Consider the following 21,594-nt stretch of genomic DNA (forward strand, 5'->3'; position numbering starts at 1 on the left):
AAGAAACCCAACTGAACACTGCAAACCGACAACTGTAAACTAAAGAACGTGTTCTACAGATAGTTGATACGCTTCGATGACGTCTTTTTGGGCCTGGGCGTACAGGTCTGCGGACATGGGTAGGTAATGCCATTCCATGCGGTTTTCCATGTACGAGATACCCTTGCCTTTGATGGTATTGGCGACGACTACTTTCGGCTTGCCGTTGCGTTGGGTACGTAGCTGTTCAATGGTTTGAATGATCGTAGCAATGTCATGGCCATCGATCTCAACGACGTCAGCTCCCAACACTTCGTATTTGCGGGGGTCCGCCGAATCACCTAGAATATCCTGGGTGTGGCCAAATCCCTGCAAACGATTCCGGTCGATTAATACTACTAACTGATCGAGCTGATTGTTTACGGCAAAGTGTAAAGCTTCCCAGGTTGTCCCTTCATTGGTTTCCCCGTCCGACATCAAAACGAACGTCAATGCATCCACGCCGCTCAGCTGGTTGGCTTTCGCAATGCCCGTGGCAATGGGCAAACCGTGGCCCAGGGAGCCGGTGGCAAAGGGAATACCCGTATGCTTGTTAGGAGCGGGGTGAGCCGGAAGCGTTGTATCGTTTTTGTAGAACGTCTGGAGGGTGTCGTCCGAAATTTCACCGAGATGATTCAGGCACGCATACAAAGCCGCTGCGGCGTGCCCTTTGGACAGGATAAAGACTTCCGAATCCCGCTTTTGTTTGACGAGCGATCCGATCATCAAATCAAGGCAACTCATCGAACAGCCAATATGACCGGCATTGGCCATTTTGTAGAGTTCGAGCGTCTTTAGTCGCAGTTCCCCGGCTAATTGTTTCAATTCAGTTTCCAACATGGAAAGTAAGGCTGGCAGTTGAAAATGGTTAATGGTAGTCAGACCCGTAGAGGGCTTATGCTAAGGTCGGTACCGGAAGGCTTTTCGTGCGAAGCAACCTTAGTACCGATATTTAGAACGTTCAAAATCGAAAATCAGACGTTTCTGGCCCGTTGATTTTTGCCAAAGATACAACTTATCCTGCTCAAGGGAGTCAATTCGTTGCCAATACGAGGCATCTTTCGGTAAGTAGACATTGGTCAACTGAGCGTCCAGAATCGAGATTTTAATGTTCGCTGTGTACTCATCCGCTGATCCATACACATCCTTCACACCGCTGGGGTACAGGATGGTATCGCCGGGAGCGTACAGCTTTTTGATCTCCTGAGCCGCCGCCCAGTACGGATTCGCAATCCGTGCTTCCGAACGGTATGTGTACTTGGGTGATCGGTCTTCGTAAATTTCCTGTAAAACCTGAACCAGCCAGCCCATCTGAGCGACGCAGGCCACACCCACGACCGCTTTACTCCAGAGCGGCAGGCGTCTACTTTCACGTAAGGCAATGGCAATCAGGATTAACGCATACGGAAAGGAGAAGCCACCGTAGCGTTGCGTAATGCCAAAGGTATGTCCGTTTTTCAGGGACATGACCACCAGAAAAGCGGTTGGTAAAAAGGTAAGCAGTACAAAAAAGACCAGTAAAGGGCGTTCGGCCACCGCCCGGTTTTTGAACGCGTACACCAGCAGAACACCCGCCAAAATCATCGAACTCTGGAAAGCCAGGAAGGCAAAGGGCTGAGTCGTGTATAAAAACAGGGATACGATGGTTAATATAATCGCAATCAGCGACCAGCGAAACTGTTGTTTGCGTTGGTACTGCCAAATGGCAAACAGGGAAAGTACGGTGGTAATCGATAGGATAATCAAATTTCGCTTGCCACTCAGGCGGCTAGCCAGTCCGTTGCTCACCCAAAACTGATCAGCTAATACCGGAGCCAGTTTCTTCCAGATGTTCGGAAGGGTAGCCTGGGTGATCATGCTATCCGTCTGCGTATCCGCAATTTTTTTGTAAAGTTCTCCCTGATACTTCAGCGTGTGTAACGTGTATTCGCCGCCTTTGCCGGGCGACATCCACCAGACCATGCCCAGTACCGGAAAAATCAGAGAAAGAGCTAAGCCCATCCAGATTCGCACGTTCCGGACGTAGAGCAATACGTACAAGCCGTGAATACCAATCACGACAATGCCCAGGAAGTGGCAGAACCACACCAGCCAGGCCAGCAATCCGTACCAGAGAAATCTGGTCCAGTGAACAGGTCTGGTGGAGCGAACAATATCCAGAAAAACGTCCGTAGCCAGCAGCGTAAAGAAGAACGTCATCGAATAGTTACGGGCCTGATGACTGTAAGCGACAAAAAACGGCTCGATGGCCATTAATAAAGCCACAAACAGGGCCATTCGATCGCTTTTCAGGTGTTTCTGCGTGAACCGGAAGACCAGAGCCACCGTCAGAACGCTGAAAATGACCGAAAGCAGTCGGACCGCAAAGTCACTCATGCCAAACAAAGCCACCCAGGCGTGAAACAGCACGTAGTACGCGGGAGAATTTCCGATGTCACTCCGGTTGATGGCTTCGTAGTAATCAGCCATGTGCTTGGGTCGCCAGAAATCCTTGGGGGTAAAATATTTCTGGTGTAATTCCGGTTGATTGGCCCCCTCCAGCGGTACGCCCTGCGAAACCAGCAGGGTTGATTTTTCGTCGAAAAACAGACTGTAATCGCTGAGCGTATACAGACGTAAACCGACCGCAAGGATAAGAATTCCAGAGAGAAGAAGGTAGATAGTGGGTCTTGACATGGCACCATGTATTCAGTCCGGTTAGACCGAATCAGCCGCGAAAATGATTAAAAACCCACAGTCCTGCAAATCAAGAATGGATTTGAAAGCAAGCTCATCTCCCGGTCCTTTGTCAGGAAGCGGGCTTTAAAAGGGTGCAATCCGGGGTTATTTCCGCAAAATCGTGAATTCTACCCGGCGATTTCGTCGTCGGTTTTCCTCGCTGTAATTGTTGGTGATCGGGCGACTCGACCCATACCCTTTGCAGAGAACCCGGTCGGCGGCAATGCCTTTGAATACTAAAAAGCTCTTGATATGCTCGACGCGTTGCTGGGATAAAACCAGGTTGGCATTGAAATCACCCTGATTGTCGGTATGCCCTTCCATCAGAATCTGCATGTTGGGATTTTCCTTCATGACCTGAACGAGTCGGCGTAGTTCTGCAAAGGAAGCCGAATCAACTTCGGGCTGACTTTGCTCGAAATAAACCGTATTCATGACGATTCGGGTGCCTTTTTCCATGGGAACCAGAAGCAGGTTCTTACGTACTTCCCGATACCGTTTTTCATTCCGCAGATCCAGCTCCTCACTTTGGGCGTAAAAGCCCTCTTTTGACGAGTTCAGACCATAGAGTTTCTTGAGTGGCAGAATCAATTTATACTCCCCGGTTTCGGGATTAAACTCCGTTTGGATACTATCTTTTTTACCTTCCAGCACCTGAGCGATCACATCGGCCGTGATCGGTTTGAGCGTATAGGCATGGAGCACGGTACCCGAAACAATGACCACCGGTTCGGGTTTAATGGCTTCATTGATGCGGATCCGAAAAATATCTTCGAATCCGAGCGAATTCTGGTCCGAGCACAGGTACGCATAATCACCCGAAGCGGGTACCGTAAAGTAACCATCCCAACCCGGTGTATTGATGTCCGGTCCCAGGTTTTCCGGTTCTGACCAGCGTTGCCAGCTATCGTCGAGACGTCGGCTTACGAAAATGTCCTGCTCACCGTATCCTGGCCAGCCTCGGCTACTGAAATAGATGGTCTTCCCATCCGCCGCCAGAAAAGGTGAGCCTTCTTCTTCGGCGGTATTGATGTCCGGACCCAGGTTACGGGGTGTAGACCATTGTCCGTTTTTTTGCAGGAACGAAATGTATAAATCCCGGCTACCCCGTGAATCACTGCGTTGAATGGCCATGAGCAGGGTCCGCTTGTCGGGCGATAAAGAATATTCAGTGGTGAAAAACCCTTTTTTGTTGGGGATAAGATTCAGGTTTTCAATAATGACCGGTTTGGGGAAAGACCAACCCGTCTGGCCTTTATGGGAAGAAGATATGCCGAACTGCATCTCACCGTTTGGCATATACTGGTTGAGCAGCAGAGCCGTGCGGGAATCAGCAGAAATGGAGCAGAGGGCATTATGATCTTTATTGTTAAGGGGGGCTCCGATATTCTGAGCCGGTTGCCAGACGCCATTCAGATTCTGGGCAAACCAAATGTCCTGAGGTTTCATTTCCGGGGCGTCCGGATAATCAGCCTTGGGTTCGCCCATATTATCCGGGTGATTCCAACGCGTAAAAAAGAGCGTTTTACCGTCCGGGGCAATGATGGGATTCAGTTCTTTGGCCGCCGAGTTAATGGCCGGGCCCAGGTTTTCCTTGACCAGTTTCTGCGGAAATCGGCTGTTGGCTAGTTTGATGACGGGTTGGTATGTTTCCGCACCCAGCGATATGCCGATGGCATCAATCTGGTTCATGCCCGGTCGGCGGGCGGTGTTTAGTACTACGCGAATGGCGGAGACCCGGTAGGGGGTAAGGGCCGGAAGCTTGATCGACCAGATCTTTCCTTCGCTCGCTGGCACAGCTTCCGTATTAGAAAAAATTAATTTTTCAGCACCCTTTTCGTCGCTGGCCCAAACCTGATGTACACAGCCCGCTCCGAAGTTTTCAACCACAATCACCTGCCGGATGCGGGTGAGCGTATCGAAAGCTACTTTGACAAATTCCTCGCCCGAATCGGGTTGGGCCGGTTGCCAGGCAGCCTTACTAGGACCTGCGTAAGGACCCGTATTGGGTTTGCCCAACACCTGTACCGCACGGTACGCCGGATCATTACTGGCTGTTTCAGAAGAAACCTGTATGACTTTCGAAGCCCAGTAGATACGTTGAGCCTGAAGGCTAAATCCCCAAAAAATAAAACTACTACTAGCCCAATCGCTCGTTTCATGAATCAAAGACGGTGATAAAAGGAGTAACCCTTCTGCAGAAATTAGGTGGTGGTACGCAGAAAATGGGTTGCTCCGGTACTTCTTAACGCAAAAGCTCAGACCTCTTATCTCTGTTCTTTCGATTTTAGTCGAAAATTAGAAGAAAACCAAAGTGAACGCCCGGACCAACATCTATTTTTGTCTGGAAGCGGGAAATAAACGTTGTTTTTTTTCGGTACAGCTCTGGCTGTTGCAGTGAAAAGATGGGCCGAATGCCCCCTTTCAAGTTTCAAATAAAATCAAATAACCCCTTATGAGAAAACGCTTCATCAGCACGCTTGGGCTTGGCCTGCTGCTGGGAGGCCGTTTGTGGGCCCAGTCTGGCTATACCGACCAGGCGGCTTTAACCAAACGCCTTCAGCAACTTAACGCCCAGTACAAGAACCTAACTTCCCTGCAATCCATCGGCAAAACATCTACTGGAAAAGACCTCTGGGTACTGAGTGTGGGTCAGGGCGATCGCGGCAAAAAACCGGCGGTCGTGATTGTCGCCAATCTGGAAGGCTGGCACCTGGCCGGTACAGAATTAACTCTGCAAACCGCAGAAAAATTATTGAGCGGAGCATCTTCCGACAGCGTAGCCCGACTTCTTTCGAGCAAAACCTTCTACTTTCTACCCAATCTGAACCCCGACGCGGCGGCTCAGTACTTCGCTAAACTGAAGTACGAGCGTTCGTCTACGGCCCGGCCCGTGGACGAAGATCGGGACGGTCGTGTGGATGAAGACGGTCCGGAAGATTTGAATGGCGATGGGCTCATTACCCAAATCCGAATTGAAGATCCGACGGGAACCTACCGTGTAGCCAAAGGAGACCCTCGCGTATTGGTGAAAGCAGACGCCGCCAAGGGCGAACAGGGGCAGTACCTGGTGTATACCGAAGGCATCGATAATGACAAAGACGGGGCGTTCAACGAGGACGGACTCGGCGGAATTCACCTCAATAAAAACTTTACGTTCGAATACGAGCCCTTCAAGCCCGGTTCAGGTGATTACCCCGTATCGGAATTGGAAAACCGGGCTTTGATCGACTGGTTGTACGAGAACAAAAACGTGTACGCCATTCTAACGTTCGGTCCTTCCAACAACCTGACTGAAGCCTACAAGTTTGATCCGATGAAGGCCAATCAGCGGGTCGTAAAAGGCTGGCAGGCGAAAGATGTGGCTGTCAATGAATACGTGAGCAAGCTGTACACGGCGACTGGACTGAAAGACGCTCCGAGCTTACCGTCTACGAAAGGCGACTTCCCTTCCTGGGCGTACTATCACTTCGGGAAGCTGAGTTTTTCAACGCCCGGCTGGTGGATGCCTAAGGATACTGCTCGGGCGGGCAGTCCTCGTCCGGCCGGAGCTACGCCAGCACCCGGTGGACGGCCCGGTATGGGAGCTGGTCGCGGAGCCGCCGCGAGTCCGGCCCTGGGTTCGGAAGAAGACGTAGAACTGCTGAAATGGGCGAAAGCCCATAACATCGAAGCCTTTGTAGAATGGAAGGAAATCAAACACCCCGATTTTCCCAATAAGAAAGTGGAAGTCGGTGGACTGGTACCCTTCGTCAAATGGAACCCACCCGTGGCTATGCTGACGCCAGCGGCCGAGAAACACGCCAGTTTCCTGTTGAGCGTAGCCAAAGCCATGCCTGAAGTGGAGATCGTGAATGTACAAACGGAAACGCTGTCGCCGGGTCTGAACCGCATTACGGTGGATGTGCATAACAAGGGCTTACTGCCGACGCACTCCGAACTGGGTAACCGCGTGAAGTACGAAGACCGTCTGAAGATCGTGGCGACACCCGCCAAAAATCAGAAGCTGGTATCGGGTCGTACGCATCAGCTGGTTCGCACTGCGATTGCCGGTAATGGCGTCGAGCAACTGACCTGGCTGGTATCGGGTACGGGAACGTTCACCATCGAAGCTTCGTCGGCACCGGCAGGTTCATCCAAAGTTACTGTTAATCTGAAATAAGGAGGGGTGTTTGCGGTGGTTTGACTAGCGTTTGAAAAGGTGTGAGGTGGTTTGAAAGGGTTTGATAACGTTTAAAAAGGTAGGATGAAGTAAAAGCAAGTATAGTATGATCTACGCTTGAATAAACCTTCAAAGCATACCAATCCTCAAACCCATTTAAACCAAAAACCTACGCAAACTTGAAACCTCATTAAACCTGAAACGTACTCAGACCTGAAACGCAGTCAAACCCAGACAGGCACTTCTCCATTCATACGCTATTTCCATGAAGAAAATTTTAACCCTTTCGCTGCTGCTGTCGGGCGTATCGGTGCTGGCTCAGCAGAAAGATCCCATCGGCATTCGGGCCATTGGTACGCCGCCGAATCCGAAAGTACAGGTTTCCTGGAACCGGTACTACGACTACAAAGGTCTCGTTGACATCATGCAACGCATGGTGAAAGCGTATCCGAATCTGGCGAAACTCGAAACCATCGGCAAATCGCAGCAGGGTCGTGACCTGTATGTATTGACGATAACGGACCTGAAGTCCGGTAAGAGTGATACGCAGAAGCCCGCTTTCTGGACGGATGCCAACATTCACTCGAATGAATTACAGGGCTCTGAAATGGCTCTGTACGCGGCCTGGTACCTGACCGAAAACCACGCCAACAATCAGTTTATCAAGGAATTGCTGCGGGATAAGACCTTTTATTTCGCTCCGACGATTAACCCCGACGCCCGCGAGGATTTCATCTACAAGCCCAATACGGCCAACACGCCCCGCTCGGGTATGACGCCGATTGACGATGACGGCGATGGACTGGTCGACGAGGATAATTTCGATGATCTCGACGGCGACGGTGAGATTACGATGATGCGTCGGAAATCTCCCTATGGTCGTTTGAAAGTAAATCCCGAAGATCCCCGGATGCTCATCCCGGCAAAACCTGACGAAGCCGGTGAGTACGAAATGCTCGGTATCGAAGGCCTCGATAACGATGGCGATGGCCTCGTCAATGAAGACCGTCCCGGTAGCTACGATCCGAACCGCGACTGGGCCTGGAACTGGCAGCCCGATTACATTCAGGGCGGGGCTTATAAATACCCGTTTAGTCTGCCCGAGCCGCGAGTGATTATGGAATGGGTGATGAAGCACCCCAACATTGCCGGGGCTCAGAGTTACCACAACTATAGCGGGATGTTTTTACGCGGTCCCGGAGCGGCCGAAGACGATGTACATTACGATCCGGCTGACGTACAGGTCTACGATTATTTGGGCAAAACGGGCGAGAAAATGATCCCAACCTACCAGTACGGAGCCATTCACAAAATTCTGTATACGGTGTACGGGGGAGAAATCGACTGGTTTGCTCTGGGTCGCGGGATTTTCATGTTCTCGAATGAATTGTGGACGTCCTATCTGTATTTCAACAAAAAAGGCGAAGCCAACGAACTTCGGAACGCTCCCAATACGGAGCCGTACGATTTTGATCGGCTGCTGCTACACGGTGATGCCTTTGTGGACTGGAAACCCTTCAAACACCCGCAGTACGGCGATATTGAAATCGGTGGATTCAAGAAAAATTACATTCGGAATCACCCCGGCTTTATCCTCGAAACGGACGGTCACCGTAACGCGGCCTTCACGATTTTCCACGCGAACCAGATGCCTAAAATCGAGGTGAAGGAAGTAGCAAAGAAAGAACTGGGCAACGGACTCACGGAAATTACGGCCACGATTATCAACAGCCGCATTATTCCTACGCACTCGTCGTTTGATGTGAAAAATAAAATCAACCTGCCCGATTACATTACCCTCAAAGAGGCTCAGGTAGTAAGTGGTCTGCAAATGACGAATCCCGATGGAAGCGGGTACGGATACGGCTCTACCCCGGCTTTTGAAAGCTACAAAGAGCAGAAACTTAACCCGCAAACGCTGGAAGTTGCCAATATTCCGGGAATGGGCTACGTTCGCCTTCGCTGGATTGTGAAAGGAAACCCGGCCAACTGGAATATCGAAGTCAACAGCCAGAAAGGTGGTCTGACGACGGCTACGGGCAGTTTTGCAAAGAAGTAGTCGGGATGGGTTTGACGTTTGAAAGGGTTTGAAGTTTCAGTAATTAAGAGGGTTTGAGGTTTAAATTCCCGATTCGTGCAGGGTGAACCTTTCTGTGCTCAACCTTTAAACGCATCAAACCTTACTCAAACCTGATCCTTTAAAAAGACGCTGTTCCTCCGGGGATAGCGTCTTTTTTCTGTTGGTTTCTCGGGATGTAGGTTGATGTATGATCGGGTTGGATGGTTTAAAATTTACCCCGCATTGCATACGGGTCCAATATCATTAGCCATGGGTTATACCCATGGAACGCTGGTCTGGAAATCAGTTTAAGGTCTGATTGGTTTGAAGAGGGAAGATGTGTGAGGTTTAAACTTTCAAACTTCAAACGTATTAAACCTTAAACTCCCTTAAACCCAACTCCCGAAACAATTTCCTTCCCACGCCTCTTTATACGAGCGAATTGAACGATCCCTTTCCCATGGATACACTGACCCATATCACCATCGGAGCTTGTGTGGGCGAAGCGATACTAACCAAAAAAATAGGCAAGAAGGCTCTGCTTTGGGGAGCAATTGCTCAAAACCTGCCCGACATCGATTCGGTCACGAGTCTCTGGTTATCACCCGCTGAAAACCTGCTGGTACACCGGGGAATCACCCACTCGCTGGTTGTTGCGTTTCTGGTACCAGCTTTGCTGGCGGGGCTGATTCGAAGGTTTTATCCGCAAGTCTCTTTCCTTCGCCTGTACGGATTTGGGGTACTTCAACTACTGCTGCATGATCTGCTGGATTTATGTAATTCCTACGGGACGGGTATTCTCGAACCCTTTAGTTCGCAACGACTGACCTTCAATCTTTTATACGTAATTGATCCCCTGTTTACGCTTTCACTGGTAGTGGCGAGTGTAGCCCTCTGGCGATTACGGCCGGAGGCTCACAATCGTCAGGTATGGGTGCTGGTGGGACTGATTCCCTGCGGTTTGTACACCCTGTGGACGATTGAGCACAAGCGACGCATCAACGAGGAAATCGAAGCCTCTCTGGCGTCCCAGCATTTGCCGTACAGTGATTATTTTACCACGCCTACACCCTTCAACGGGCTACTCTGGTATGCCGTGGCAAAAAGTGGGGCGGGCTATCAGCTGGGGTACCGTTCCGTATGGGATCGGGGGCAAACGGATTTTCATTACGTACCGCAGGGAGAAGAATTACTGAGTAATGAGAATGCACAAGTCCGGAATTTGAAATATTTTTCACGGGGATTTTATACCGTGAGCCGTAACGAATCGGTCCTGCAATTCAACGTCCTGCGGTTTGGACAGATCCGGGGCTGGGAAAACCCGGACGCCGAATTCGCCTTTCATTTTTACCTGACACCCGGTTACGACAATCGGCTGGTGATGCAGCGGGGCCGCTTTACGGGCTGGACCTGGCCAAGCGTGCAGCAAATGTTCCGCCGCATCAAGGGCGAAACGGGTAGCCTTGAGAAGTATTGAGTATGACCTTACTGGAAGAAATTGACTGGCTGCTCATTGGCGAATTAATTTACGGTCTGATCGTTGCTGCCACGTGCGTACGCATCATTTATGACACCCGAACCAGCACGAAAACGCTGGCCTATCTGCTCTTAACGGTTTTTCTGCCCGTTGTCGGCATGATTCTGTACTTCTCGGTAGGACTGAATTATCGAACCCGTAGTCTGTACAGTAAAAAACTTTTCGACGATGATCAACTCCTCAAGAAGCTCTACGCTCAGATAACCCGGGTCACCCGTAACAACCTCGAAACGGATCATCAAGCCGTGCAGCAATACCGTGAACTGGCGTATTTGCTACTCAATGATAATATTAGTCCGTTAACGGCTAATAATGACATCAAAGTCCTTCGCAACGGTGAAGAAACATTTCCTGAAATTCTGAAGGCCTTGCAAGCGGCCAGGCATCACATTCACATCGAATACTACATTTTTGAGGATGATACCATTGGGAATGCGATCAAGGACGTGCTGATCGAAAAAGCCCGCCAGGGTGTACAGGTCCGCTTTATCTACGATGATTTTGGCAGTCGGTCCATTCGCCGCACATTGGTACCGGAACTGCGGGCGGCGGGCGTGGAGGCGTATCCCTTTTACCGTATTATATTCATCGCACTAGCCAACCGACTGAATTACCGCAATCACCGGAAAATTATTGTGATTGACGGGAGTACGGCTTTTACCGGGGGAATTAATATCTCGGATCGGTATCGAAATCCCAATCCGAATAAGCTGTACTGGCGGGATACGCATCTGCGAATCGACGGTCCGGGAACGTACTATTTACAGTATATTTTTCTTTGCGACTGGAATTTTTGTGCCGGACAGTCGCTCATGCCCGAACCCGAGTTTTTCTGTGAACCCGAAGCGTCACAGACGAACGCTCTGGTACAGATTGCTTCCAGCGGTCCCGATTCCGTTCAGCCCAGTATTCTCTTTTCGCTGTTACAGGCGATTAATCTGGCCCGAAACGAAATCCTGATTACGACGCCTTATTTCATACCGGGAGACAGTCTGCTGGATGCCCTGATTGTGGCGGCTTTGAGTGGTGTAAAAATCAAATTACTCGTACCGGGCATTTCAGATTCCTGGCTGGTCAATACGGCCGCTCAGTCGTATTACGGGGATTTGCTGCGGGTAGGCGTGGAAATTTACCGGTACCAGAAGGGCTTCGTTCACGCCAAGACCCTCGTGGCCGATGGCTTACTGTCTTCGATCGGAACGGCCAATATGGATTTTCGAAGTTTCGAACTCAATTTCGAAGTGAACGCCTTCCTCTACGACGCTCAGGTGTCCGAACACCTGCGTACCATCTTTTATGAAGACATACAGGACGCTGAACGGATCGATCCCGGTCTGTGGCTACAGCGACCAGCCTGGAAGAAAATGCTGGAAAAAGTAGCCCGGATGATTTCACCTTTGTTGTAAGGAAAAGGATGAATCGGTTGATAGTCAATAATTTAATTCAAACTGATTAGAAAGCTTAGGGATTCACCGACAGTTGCTCATTGTTCTGCGGCAGTTTGGCTTTATACCGGGGCAATTTGGTAGCGATAAAAATACCGAGAGCCACCAGCGACCCAGAAATCATGAAGACATACTGAATGGAGTAGTGTTCAGATAACATTTCCGACGTATTCCGACTGATGTAATACTGATAGATAAATTGCTGGATCATCCCACTAAAAGCGATGCCAATGGAACCGCTTAATTGCTGAATGAGCGTATAGACCGAAGAGGCGGGCGTCACCTGATTGGGGAGTACGGCATTCATGGCGGTAGCAGTCAGCGGCGTAATCAAGAGGCCTAGTCCAATCCCCCGAATCATCATGGAAAGGAGTACATACCACACCATGGGCTCATTGATTTGCGAGAACAGGAACATGGAAAGAGCTACCAGTCCCAGCCCCGCCATGACAAAACGTTTGGGACCGTACTTATCCGACAGATTTCCTGCGAGTGGCGTGAAAATCGCCATCATGATGGAGTTGGGCAGAATCATCAGTCCGGATTCCAGTTCAGAAAATTTCAGATAACCCTGGAGTAAGAACGGTAACAGAAATAAGCCGCCGAATAAAGCGATGGAACGAAGTACCGTAATCAGCACGCAGTACACGTACGTCGGTCGCTCAAAAATGCTAAGATCAAATAAGGCTCCGGGCCGATGATAGCTGCGTTTGATAAATACACCCAAGGCTACTAAGGAAAGAACCAGAGGCAACCATACCTGCAAAGACCCGAAGCCCTGGCTGGAAAACTGGGCAATGGCAAACTGAAACAGCAGAATAAATAGTGTAAAGAGGGCAAAGCCACCCAGGTCGAAATGAATACTGGTATCCCGACTACGGTCCAGAAACTTCAGTGACCGCATGGCGAGTGCAATAGCCAGGATGCCGATGGGCAGGTTAATATAAAAGATGGAAGTCCAGCCGAAATATTCCGTTAGCAAACCACCCAGCGTAGGCCCGATCGCTGGACCCGTAATGCCTCCCAGCGACCACCAGCCCATGACTTTACCGCGTTCGTTAGCCGGAAAGACGGTTGTCAAAATCGCCATGGCGGTAGGGGAGAGCGAACCCCCGCCGAAGGCCTGAAAGGCTCGGGCCGTAATCAGCTCGGGCAGGGTATCGGAAAGGGCACAACCCAGCGAACCTAAAATGAATAACAGTAAACTTCCCAGATACAATTTGTAAAAACCAATGCGTAGCCGTAGCCAGTTGGTCAGAGGCATGAACATGCAAAAACCCAGCATGTAAATGGTAATGACCCATTCAATCTCATCGACGTTTACCCCAAACTCCCGACTCATGGTGGGTAAGGAGACATTCACAATACTACTGTCAATGCCTGCCATTAGCGTACCCAGCATCAAAGGGATAATCAGGGAAATAGTATTCTTCATAAATCGCTATACATTCATCCGGTAGTTGAAGTTAAATCCGAAAAAATCCTTCCACGATCAACTATAAAGCTTCAACTACAAACCAAATATCAAAAGCTTTTCTATTTTTGTAACACATCGTCCCTGATTTGAAACCTTCCCTGTGAACGTAACTACGCAATCTTCCTGGCGAAGCCTGTACCGGCTGACAGTCGCGAGATTTTTTCTCGGCCTGTTTACGGTAATGCTCGTCAATGGCGTAGTATTCCGGCACGGGCACCGACTGGCCGATGGACGGATTATTTCCCACGCTCACCCGTTCCGCTCGAAGACAAAAGGCCCATTCAGCCCAATTCCCATACCTCGCTGGAGTTGCTGTTACTGGATGCGGTGTCCAATCCCGTACTGGATCTGCCGAGTGTTGAATCGATTGATTTTCAGACTTGGGAAATTGCATTAAGTCCGGTTTTTACGCTTTTCTACCAGGGAATTACGCCGATTGGTGAATTCCTCTATTACTCCCTCCGAGGTCCACCCGCGGCCTAGCGTACTCATTTTCGGAATGATTGGCTACTCAGGCCTAATGTAGAGGTGTACCGGCTCCGCAGGAGATCGTATGTCTTTGCACGTCAATGTAGTCCGAAGATTTCTCCTTTCTTTCTTTTTGTATCCTAGCAGGTAGCGTCACGTGTAGTCCCCGTGCCTTGGGGTTATGCGTATGCCTGTATGGTCCATTTTTCCCGCAAAAACACTCGATGAAAAATATTTTCTTCTTCTTCTGCTTTCTGCTTTCAGGAAGCCTGTTTGCTCAGAATACCCTTTCCGGTAAAGTGATTCACCGGGAAGACAACGAAACCGTCGTGGGTGCAACGGTATACATTCCGGAATTACGCGTGGGAGCTACTTCCGACGTAAACGGTACCTACAAAATTTCCAATCTGCCCAAGGGTACCTTTACGGTGCAGGTCAGTTACGTTTCGCACCGGACGGTGATCGAAAAAGTGGCTGTGGATGGAGCAACGACCAAGGATTTTGTGATGGAAAACGCCGCTCAGTCGCTCGAAGAAGTGATTGTTTCGGGATCCTCCACGAAAACAGTAATCAAGGAAAGTCCCATTCCGATTGCGGCTATTACGCAGTTGCGGTTATTGCAGCAGTCTTCGACCAACCTGATCGATGCCGTGGCTAAACTACCCGGCATGTCGCAGGTATCGACCGGAGCGGGGCTGAGTAAACCCATCATTCGGGGACTGGGCTTCAACCGGGTGATCACCATGCACGACGGCGTTCGGCAGGAGGATAACCAGTGGGGGGAAGAACACAGCATCCAGATTGACGAGTATTCGATTGATCGCTACGAAATCATTCGGGGAGCTGGTTCGCTGATGTACGGTTCCGATGGGCTAGGAGGTGTAATGTCCGTATTGTCGCCGCGTCCGATTGAGGAAGGCAAAATGGTGGGTCGTATCCTGAGTAATTATCAGACGAACAATAACCTGTACGGAATCTCGGCTCAGATCGCGGGGAACAAAAACGGATTTGTCTGGCTGGCTCAGGCTTCGACCAAGTCCACCAAGAATTACCGCAATGCGTACGATGGTCGCGTATTCGCCTCCAACTTTACCGAGCCGATCAATTTCAACGGCTATTTTGGTTTGAATAAGAAGTGGGGCTATTCCCGTATTCACTTCCTGCGGACGTTCCAGAAGTACAACATCATCAACGGTACCCGTGATGCTATGGGCCGCTTCACTACCGCGAGTATTAATGCCAGCGGCGAGGAAGTAGACCGCCCGGTTACGGATAGCGAACTCAACAGTCGCGATTTCATTCCGTACAACTCGCAGAAGCTCATCAACGAAAAAGTTTCCTGGAATAACCTGGTCAATTTTGCCAATGGCTCATCGGCTACCGCCGTCGTGAGTATGGCCCGCAACCGCCGGAGCGAGTACGGAGATGTCACCCGACCCTGGGAGTCCCAACTGGACTTGTACCTCTATACCAATTACTACGACGTGCGGTACAACTTCGCGGCCAAGAATAACTGGGAGGTGAACGTCGGTACCAACGGGATGTTCCAGCGACTGGACAATCAGGGTTTTCAGGTACTGTATCCGAACTACAACCTCTTCGACAACGGCGTATTCCTGTTCGCCAAGAAGAGCTACGATCGGCTGAAACTTTCCGGTGGGGTGCGATATGACATTCGCTTACTCGACATCGGCAAACTGTACATTGACCCAGACGGTAATTTCCAGGTAACGCCGCAGGGTGCGGGCAGTGAGCGTTTTGCGGGCTTTGACAAAAACTACCAGAACGTATCGGCCAGCTTAGGCGGCGTGTATAACCTGACCGAAAAATTAGCCGTACGGGTGAATGGTTCGCGGGGTTTCCGGGCACCTACTGTACCCGAGCTTTCGTCGAACGGCATTCACGCCGGGACTTTCCGCTATGAAATCGGTAAGCTCGATGCCGTACCGGAAGTAGCCTATCAGGGCGATTTAGGGTTGACCTACGAAGACAAAAACTGGTACGTGGATCTGAGTGTCTTCCAGAACTCGATTCAAAACTACACGTACTCCGAACGGGTACAGAAACCCAATGGACAGGACACGCTGTACAACGGCAACGTGCCCATTTACCGTTACGCTCAGGGCAACGCCCGACTCCGGGGTATGGAAGGTACGGTAACGTTCAATCCGCAGGCGGCCCGCTGGTTTAGTATCACGCAGAGTTATTCAGCGGTATTTGGGGACAATCTCTCGGCCCGCGAAGCGGAAGCCAAGTACCTGCCGTTCATGCCCGCTCCCCGCTGGATTTCGCAGGTAAAACTGACAAAGGATCGGTACCGGGATTTTCTGCGGAACCTGTACCTGACCGTCGATCTGGAAGTAACGCAGAAGCAGAATCGCTTTCTGGCCGCTTATGGTACGGAAACCGCAACGCCAGGGTATCAGCTCGTGAATATCGGACTGGGCACGGACATTGTAACGAAGAACAAACGAACGCTGGCATCCTTCTACTTCTCGGCTAATAACGTTTTCGATGTAGCGTATCAGTCACACCAGAGCCGCCTGAAGTATCTGGAAGTAAATCCACGAACGGGCCGGGCCGGTGTCTTTAACATGGGCCGGAATTTGAGCTTTAAGTTGATTATTCCGTTTGAAGTGAAGATTTAGAAACAATCAGAAACGCAAAGAAGGACGAGCTTCGGCCCGTCCTTCTTTGCGTTTTACAGAAAAATCTATTAAGGCATAGGTACGATCCACGCCGTAGCCCAGGGTTTCTCCCCGTTTAGTGGGAAGGAATACCGGAAGCAGCAACTTCAATAGCCCAGGGTAAAACCTCGGGTACTAGTGTCTTTACAACGCAGCGTCCTTCTTCAAATCAGCAATCACTGTTTCCGGGCTTTCCGCGGAAAAACAAAGTTTCCGGCAACGAGCACATTGGCTCCGTGCTCCACCAGCTTCCGGGCATTTCCGGCGTTCACCCCGCCATCCACTTCAATAAGTAATTGAGGGTTAAGCGTATAGCGTAATTCCGACAAACGGTTGATTTTTTCGTACGTCCGTTGGATAAATTTCTGTCCACCAAAACCCGGATTCACGGACATAATCAGCACCAGGTCCAGCTCTTCCAGAATATCCTCCAGCAGGAAAACGGGCGTATGCGGATTAAGAGCCACGCCCGCCTGACAACCCGCATCTTTAATCTGCTGAATGGTACGGTGCAGGTGCGTACAGGCTTCGTAGTGAACCGTAATCCGGTCAGCTCCGGCTTTCTGAAACGTTTCAATGTAACGCTCGGGTTGCGTAATCATCAGGTGAACGTCGAGGGGTTTCTGGGCGTAACGTTTGACGGCTTCGACCACGGGAAAACCAAAGGAAATATTGGGGACAAAGACCCCATCCATGACGTCCACGTGAATCCAGTCGGCTTCGGAGCGGTTGAGCATTTCGATTTCACGTTGCAGGTTCGCAAAATCAGAGGCAAGTATCGAAGGAGCGATTAAAGGCGTTTTCATTCTGCAAAGGTAAATTTGTATGCGAAAGTTTTAGACCTTTGTATAAAATCAGTTTCCAGTGGGTAAAGACTGCGTTTAGGGTAGATAAAACCGTCACGCGTCGCACTGAAAACGGTCCCTTAGTAACCGTACGCATGACTCCTCAGCAACGAATTGACGAACTCACCGAACGTCTTCAGTATTTAAATAACCGATATTATCAGGACGCCGTTTCTGAAGTATCTGATTTTGAGTTCGACGCCCTTCTGCGGGAGTTGACCCAGCTCGAATTAGAGTACCCGCAGTTCAAGCACAAAGGCTCGCCCACGCAGAACGTCGGGGGTACTGTTTCCAAAGAATTTGCAACCGTGTTTCACCGGTACCCGATGCTGTCGCTGTCGAATACGTACAACGAACAGGAAATTCTGGACTGGGAAGAACGCATTCGTAAAATCATTCCTGAAGAAGAACTTGAATTCATCTGCGAACAGAAATTCGATGGGATTTCGCTGTCCATCCGCTACGAAAACGGGCTGCTGACCACGGGCGTAACTCGGGGTGATGGGACGCGGGGGGATGACATTACCAACAACGTACGAACCCTGCGAACCCTGCCGCACCACATCGAAGCCGAAGATTTGCCGCCGATTTTTGAAGTACGTGGCGAAGGCTTCATGCCGCTGCTTTCGTTCAATAAGCTCAATCAGGAACGCGTAGACATTGGCGAAGAACCGCTGATGAATCCCCGAAACGCCGCTGCTGGAACCTTCAAATTACAGGATTCTGCGGAAGTGGCCCGTCGTCGACTGGATTGTTACCTGTATACCTTTCTGGCCGATACGGAAATTTTCAGTACGCACGAAGAGAGCTTACTGGCCCTGCAACGCTGGGGATTCAACGTGTCGCAAACCTGGCGAAAATGCTCCTCGATTCAGGAAGTACTGGACTACATCAACGAATGGGAAACCAAGCGTTTTGATCTGCCGCTCAATACCGATGGGATTGTCATCAAAGTGAATTCCTTCGCTCAACAGCGGGAATTAGGGTACACGTCCAAGTCGCCGCGTTGGGCCATTGCTTACAAGTTTAAAGCTCAGTCGGTTGAAACCACTCTGCGGTCGATCAGCTATCAGGTGGGGCGTACCGGAGCCGTTACGCCCGTGGCCAATCTCTCGCCCGTACTGCTGGCTGGTACCATCGTAAAGCGGGCCAGTTTGCACAATGCCAACGAAATTGAACGATTGGGACTGCGTTTAGGCGATCACGTGTACGTAGAAAAAGGGGGAGAAATTATTCCCAAGATTACGGGTGTCAACCTGGAGAAACGGCCCCTGATTTCGGAGGTCATTCACTACCCGACCACCTGTCCGGCCTGTGGCTCGACGCTGATTCAGCGGGAGGGCGAAGTAGCCCGTTTGTGCCCGAATGAAAAAGGCTGCCCCCCGCAGATTCGGGCCCGTCTGGAGCATTTTATCCAGCGGAAAGCCATGAATATGGATAGCTTGGGCGAAGGAAAAATAGAATTGTTATACGAAAAAGGACTGGTACGAACCGCCGCCGATTTTTATGCGTTGACCTACGAGCAACTCTTCGGGCTGGAAAAAACGATCACCGATCCTGATACGGGCAAAAGCAAGAAAATTGGTTTCCGGGAAAAAACGACGCAGGCTATTCTGAATGCCATCGACGTTTCCAAAACCGTACCCTTCGAACGCGTCTTATTTGCCCTGGGCATCCGCTATGTGGGCGAAACGGTGGCTCAGAAGCTGGCCCGGTATTTCAAAACCATTGAGGCAATCGAGAAAGCCAGTGCCGAAGAACTGGTAAACGTCCCCGAAATTGGCGGACGTATCGCTCAAAGTGTTGTAGAATTTTTCCAGGAAGAAGATAACCGTATTTTTGTAGAACGGCTGAAAGCAGCGGGGTTACAGATGAGCGTAGGTCAGGAAGCCATTGTTGAACAATTGAGCGATAAACTGGCCGGAAAGACGTTTCTGTACACTGGAACGTTCGAGAATTTCGAGCGGGAAGCCCTCGAACACCTCATCGAAGCCCACAGCGGTAAATTGCTCAGTGGGGTATCGGGTAAATTAAATTACCTCATCGTGGGGGAAAAACCCGGAGCTTCCAAGGTCGAAAAAGCCAAGAAGCTCAACGTAACGATGATTAGCGAAGAAGAATTTTTGAAATTAATAGTTTAGTTGATCGGGGACGGATACATAGGCAGACCTGACCCCATTACCATCCAGTATGAAAAAATTTCACGGCGTTGGAGTCGCCCTAGTTACTCCCTTTCACGAAGACGGCTCCATCGACTGGACGGGTCTGGAACGTATGCTGCAACACGTCACCGATGGGGGTGTTGATTACCTGGTGATCCAGGGAACTACCGGCGAGTCAGCCACGATGACCCAAGCCGAAAAAGCGGAGGTACTTCAGTTTGTCAAGGAAAAAAATGCGGGCAAACTTCCCATCGTCTACGGAATCGGTGGTAACGTCACTTCCAAGGTTGTTGAAGAAATTGCTAAAACGGACCTGACGGGCGTCGATGCCATTCTGTCGGTTTGTCCGTACTACAATAAGCCCGGTAAACGGGGCGTCATTGCTCACTACACGGCGGTGGCCGATGCTTCTCCCGTTCCCGTAATCATGTACAACATTCCCGGTCGTACGGGCATCAACATGACGAGTGCAACGGTGATCGAGCTGGCTCAGCACCCGAATATCATCGGGGTGAAAGAAGCGTCCTGCATCATCGAGCAATGCATGGAAATCTTCCGCGATATGCCCGAAGACTTTCTGCTCATCTCGGGCGATGACGTACAGGCCGTACCCATTATCAGCATCGGTGGCGTAGGTGTAATGTCGGTGATTGCCAATGCTTTCCCGAATAAATTCACTGGAATGGTTCACGCGGCTCTCAACGGCGATTTTGTTACGGCCCGTAAAACACTCGGTTCGTTCCTGGACATTGATCCATTGCTGTACGAAGAAGGAAATCCGGTCGGCGTGAAAGGGATTCTCGAATCCCTGGGACTGATTTCTTCCGATGTACGCTTACCCTTAATGAAAACCTCCGAAGAATTAAAAGAACGCCAACGTTCGGTGATTCAAAAGGATAAACTAGTTTAGTTGGCAGTTTTCGGTTTGCAGTTTTCAGTGGGGAATTCCCGGTAGGAACTGCAAGCCAGAAACTGTAAACTTAAAACCGACAACTGAAAACTCTAATGTTCGTACACGTCGTTAATTTTTTCCTGAAAGCGGATATTTCTGCAGAAGATCGTTTAAAATTTGAACAGGGCGTATCTTCCCTGGGTCAGGTCGAAGGCCTGGAGCTGTTTAATGTCGGCAAACCGGCTTCTACGGATCGTCCCGTCATTGATCGCTCATACGATTACTGCCTCCTGACCGTTTTTAAAGATATGGCGGGCCACGATGTGTATCAGGTAGACCCGATTCACCTGAAATTCGTGGAAGACTGCAAGCAATACTGGGATCGGGTAGTGATCTATGATTCAGAAACGATTTAATCGAACCCTCGGCCTACGCGTGCTGGGCTTTGGGATACTGGCCTGGACGGTAACGTCGTGTTTTATGCCTTCGGTACCCATTTCACGTGACCGGAAGTATGACCTGGATGTATACTGGGAAAACCAGGAAAAACCGGATCGCCCTTTTCAGGTAATTGATCAGGTAAGTATCCACGAAGAAATGCCTTTAACGGATGCTCAGCGGACGACTAAAGGCCCTATGACGCAACGCGGTAATGACGCCCGGCAAAAAGACCGGCTGACTCAGATGCTCGTGAAAAAAGCCGAAGATATGGGTGCCAATGCCGTCATTGACGTGAAGTATCAGTACTATACCTCGACGACTTCCAACGGTTACATTATGGAAGGAACGGCGGTATTGTATCGAGGAAATTAGAAGGTTTGAATGAGTTTGAGGTTTCAGGTTTGATGGATTGCAAATGCGACCGTCAAAACTGAAACCTCAATGGTTTGTTAGGGGAAAACGGACGGATTTTGGTGGCTTCTTCCCCGTATTGCATACGGGGCTATATATTGTTAAACCCCTCCGGGGTTGGGAAGTAGTTGAAAAAGAGGGAGGCAACTGGTGCAGGTTTCTAAGCCTGTACCCACCATTTAGCAGTTTCCAACTGCCACTTTCCATTCCAAGTTTATTTTAAAGTTCGATGCCGTTAGCGGGGCGGGTTGTCCGTAGCATTTGCTACGGAC

Annotated in this window: 15 protein-coding genes; 10 read left to right on the forward strand and 5 right to left on the reverse strand. The window is 50.2% G+C overall.

The genetic code is table 11. From position 1 onward, the window contains the following. Positions 1-39: 39 nt before the first annotated feature. From BWI93_RS04385 to BWI93_RS04395, 3 genes are all read right to left on the reverse strand, one after another. Entirely contained in the window at positions 40-858 is an 819-nt protein-coding gene (locus tag BWI93_RS04385) for a transketolase (RefSeq protein WP_094808927.1), read from the reverse strand. Positions 859-957: 99 nt separating this feature from the next. Further along, entirely contained in the window at positions 958-2,694 is a 1,737-nt protein-coding gene (locus BWI93_RS04390) for a glycosyltransferase family 39 protein (RefSeq protein WP_094808928.1), read from the reverse strand. Positions 2,695-2,841: 147 nt separating this feature from the next. Next, complete coding sequence (locus tag BWI93_RS04395; RefSeq protein ID WP_094808929.1) at positions 2,842-4,905, reverse strand: OmpA family protein; 2,064 nt, start codon at positions 4,903-4,905, stop codon at positions 2,842-2,844. 286 nt (positions 4,906-5,191) lie between these two features. On the opposite strand from BWI93_RS04395, the gene BWI93_RS04400 reads away from it, so the two are divergent. The 4 genes from BWI93_RS04400 to cls all read left to right on the forward strand — a co-directional run bounded on the left by BWI93_RS04400 (position 5,192) and on the right by cls (position 11,900). Further along, positions 5,192-6,898: a M14 family metallopeptidase gene (locus BWI93_RS04400; protein WP_094808930.1), complete on the forward strand. Its 1,707-nt coding sequence runs from the start codon at positions 5,192-5,194 to the stop codon at positions 6,896-6,898. A 265-nt stretch (positions 6,899-7,163) separates the two neighbouring features. Next, positions 7,164-8,957 (forward strand): M14 family metallopeptidase, encoded by a 1,794-nt coding sequence (locus BWI93_RS04405; protein ID WP_094808931.1) that lies wholly within the window; start codon positions 7,164-7,166, stop codon positions 8,955-8,957. Between the two features lie 460 nt (positions 8,958-9,417). Next, a complete protein-coding gene (locus BWI93_RS04410) occupies positions 9,418-10,434 on the forward strand; it encodes a metal-dependent hydrolase (RefSeq protein WP_141217354.1) in 1,017 nt (338 codons plus the stop codon). A 2-nt stretch (positions 10,435-10,436) separates the two neighbouring features. Continuing rightward, positions 10,437-11,900 (forward strand): cardiolipin synthase, encoded by a 1,464-nt coding sequence (gene cls / locus BWI93_RS04415; RefSeq protein WP_094808933.1) that lies wholly within the window; start codon positions 10,437-10,439, stop codon positions 11,898-11,900. A 55-nt stretch (positions 11,901-11,955) separates the two neighbouring features. Here cls and BWI93_RS04420 read toward each other — a convergent pair whose 3' ends face one another. Further along, positions 11,956-13,374, reverse strand: coding sequence for an MDR family MFS transporter (locus BWI93_RS04420; protein ID WP_094808934.1), 1,419 nt, complete (start codon positions 13,372-13,374; stop codon positions 11,956-11,958). A 351-nt stretch (positions 13,375-13,725) separates the two neighbouring features. On the opposite strand from BWI93_RS04420, the gene BWI93_RS27650 reads away from it, so the two are divergent. Next, complete coding sequence (locus tag BWI93_RS27650; RefSeq protein ID WP_176454131.1) at positions 13,726-13,899, forward strand: hypothetical protein; 174 nt, start codon at positions 13,726-13,728, stop codon at positions 13,897-13,899. Between the two features lie 209 nt (positions 13,900-14,108). Next, positions 14,109-16,532, forward strand: coding sequence for a TonB-dependent receptor (locus BWI93_RS04430; RefSeq protein WP_094808936.1), 2,424 nt, complete (start codon positions 14,109-14,111; stop codon positions 16,530-16,532). A gap of 215 nt (positions 16,533-16,747) precedes the next feature. Here BWI93_RS04430 and rpe read toward each other — a convergent pair whose 3' ends face one another. Continuing rightward, positions 16,748-17,377, reverse strand: a complete 630-nt coding sequence (rpe, locus tag BWI93_RS04435) for a ribulose-phosphate 3-epimerase (protein WP_094808937.1) — start codon at positions 17,375-17,377, stop codon at positions 16,748-16,750. 134 nt (positions 17,378-17,511) lie between these two features. Between rpe and ligA the strand changes: the two genes are divergently transcribed. The 4 genes from ligA to BWI93_RS04455 all read left to right on the forward strand — a co-directional run bounded on the left by ligA (position 17,512) and on the right by BWI93_RS04455 (position 21,283). Then, positions 17,512-19,557 (forward strand): NAD-dependent DNA ligase LigA, encoded by a 2,046-nt coding sequence (gene ligA / locus BWI93_RS04440; RefSeq protein ID WP_094808938.1) that lies wholly within the window; start codon positions 17,512-17,514, stop codon positions 19,555-19,557. A 49-nt stretch (positions 19,558-19,606) separates the two neighbouring features. Beyond that, positions 19,607-20,488: a 4-hydroxy-tetrahydrodipicolinate synthase gene (dapA, locus tag BWI93_RS04445; RefSeq protein WP_094808939.1), complete on the forward strand. Its 882-nt coding sequence runs from the start codon at positions 19,607-19,609 to the stop codon at positions 20,486-20,488. Between the two features lie 95 nt (positions 20,489-20,583). Beyond that, positions 20,584-20,886 carry a Dabb family protein gene (locus BWI93_RS04450; RefSeq protein ID WP_094808940.1) on the forward strand — a complete coding sequence of 101 codons (303 nt, stop codon included), beginning with the start codon at positions 20,584-20,586 and terminating at the stop codon, positions 20,884-20,886. Next, positions 20,867-21,283, forward strand: a complete 417-nt coding sequence (locus BWI93_RS04455) for a heavy metal-binding domain-containing protein (protein WP_094808941.1) — start codon at positions 20,867-20,869, stop codon at positions 21,281-21,283. Before BWI93_RS04450 ends, BWI93_RS04455 begins: the two co-directional genes overlap by 20 nt. Positions 21,284-21,594 lie beyond the last annotated feature (311 nt).

The organism is Siphonobacter sp. BAB-5385 (assembly GCF_002261125.1).
GTDB lineage: Bacteria > Bacteroidota > Bacteroidia > Cytophagales > Spirosomataceae > Siphonobacter.

Bases quoted from the DNA above. Each gene is read 5' to 3' on its own strand.
- BWI93_RS04390 (WP_094808928.1), bottom strand. From the start codon at position 2,694: ATGTCAAGACCCACTATCTACCTTCTTCTCTCTGGAATTCTTATCCTT.
- ligA (WP_094808938.1), top strand. From the start codon at position 17,512: ATGACTCCTCAGCAACGAATTGACGAACTCACCGAACGTCTTCAGTAT.
- BWI93_RS04455 (WP_094808941.1), top strand. From the start codon at position 20,867: ATGATTCAGAAACGATTTAATCGAACCCTCGGCCTACGCGTGCTGGGC.
- BWI93_RS04430 (WP_094808936.1), top strand. From the start codon at position 14,109: ATGAAAAATATTTTCTTCTTCTTCTGCTTTCTGCTTTCAGGAAGCCTG.
- BWI93_RS04400 (WP_094808930.1), top strand. From the start codon at position 5,192: ATGAGAAAACGCTTCATCAGCACGCTTGGGCTTGGCCTGCTGCTGGGA.
- BWI93_RS04385 (WP_094808927.1), bottom strand. From the start codon at position 858: ATGTTGGAAACTGAATTGAAACAATTAGCCGGGGAACTGCGACTAAAG.
- BWI93_RS04420 (WP_094808934.1), bottom strand. From the start codon at position 13,374: ATGAAGAATACTATTTCCCTGATTATCCCTTTGATGCTGGGTACGCTA.
- BWI93_RS04410 (WP_141217354.1), top strand. From the start codon at position 9,418: ATGGATACACTGACCCATATCACCATCGGAGCTTGTGTGGGCGAAGCG.
- cls (WP_094808933.1), top strand. From the start codon at position 10,437: ATGACCTTACTGGAAGAAATTGACTGGCTGCTCATTGGCGAATTAATT.
- rpe (WP_094808937.1), bottom strand. From the start codon at position 17,377: ATGAAAACGCCTTTAATCGCTCCTTCGATACTTGCCTCTGATTTTGCG.
- BWI93_RS04405 (WP_094808931.1), top strand. From the start codon at position 7,164: ATGAAGAAAATTTTAACCCTTTCGCTGCTGCTGTCGGGCGTATCGGTG.
- BWI93_RS04450 (WP_094808940.1), top strand. From the start codon at position 20,584: ATGTTCGTACACGTCGTTAATTTTTTCCTGAAAGCGGATATTTCTGCA.
- dapA (WP_094808939.1), top strand. From the start codon at position 19,607: ATGAAAAAATTTCACGGCGTTGGAGTCGCCCTAGTTACTCCCTTTCAC.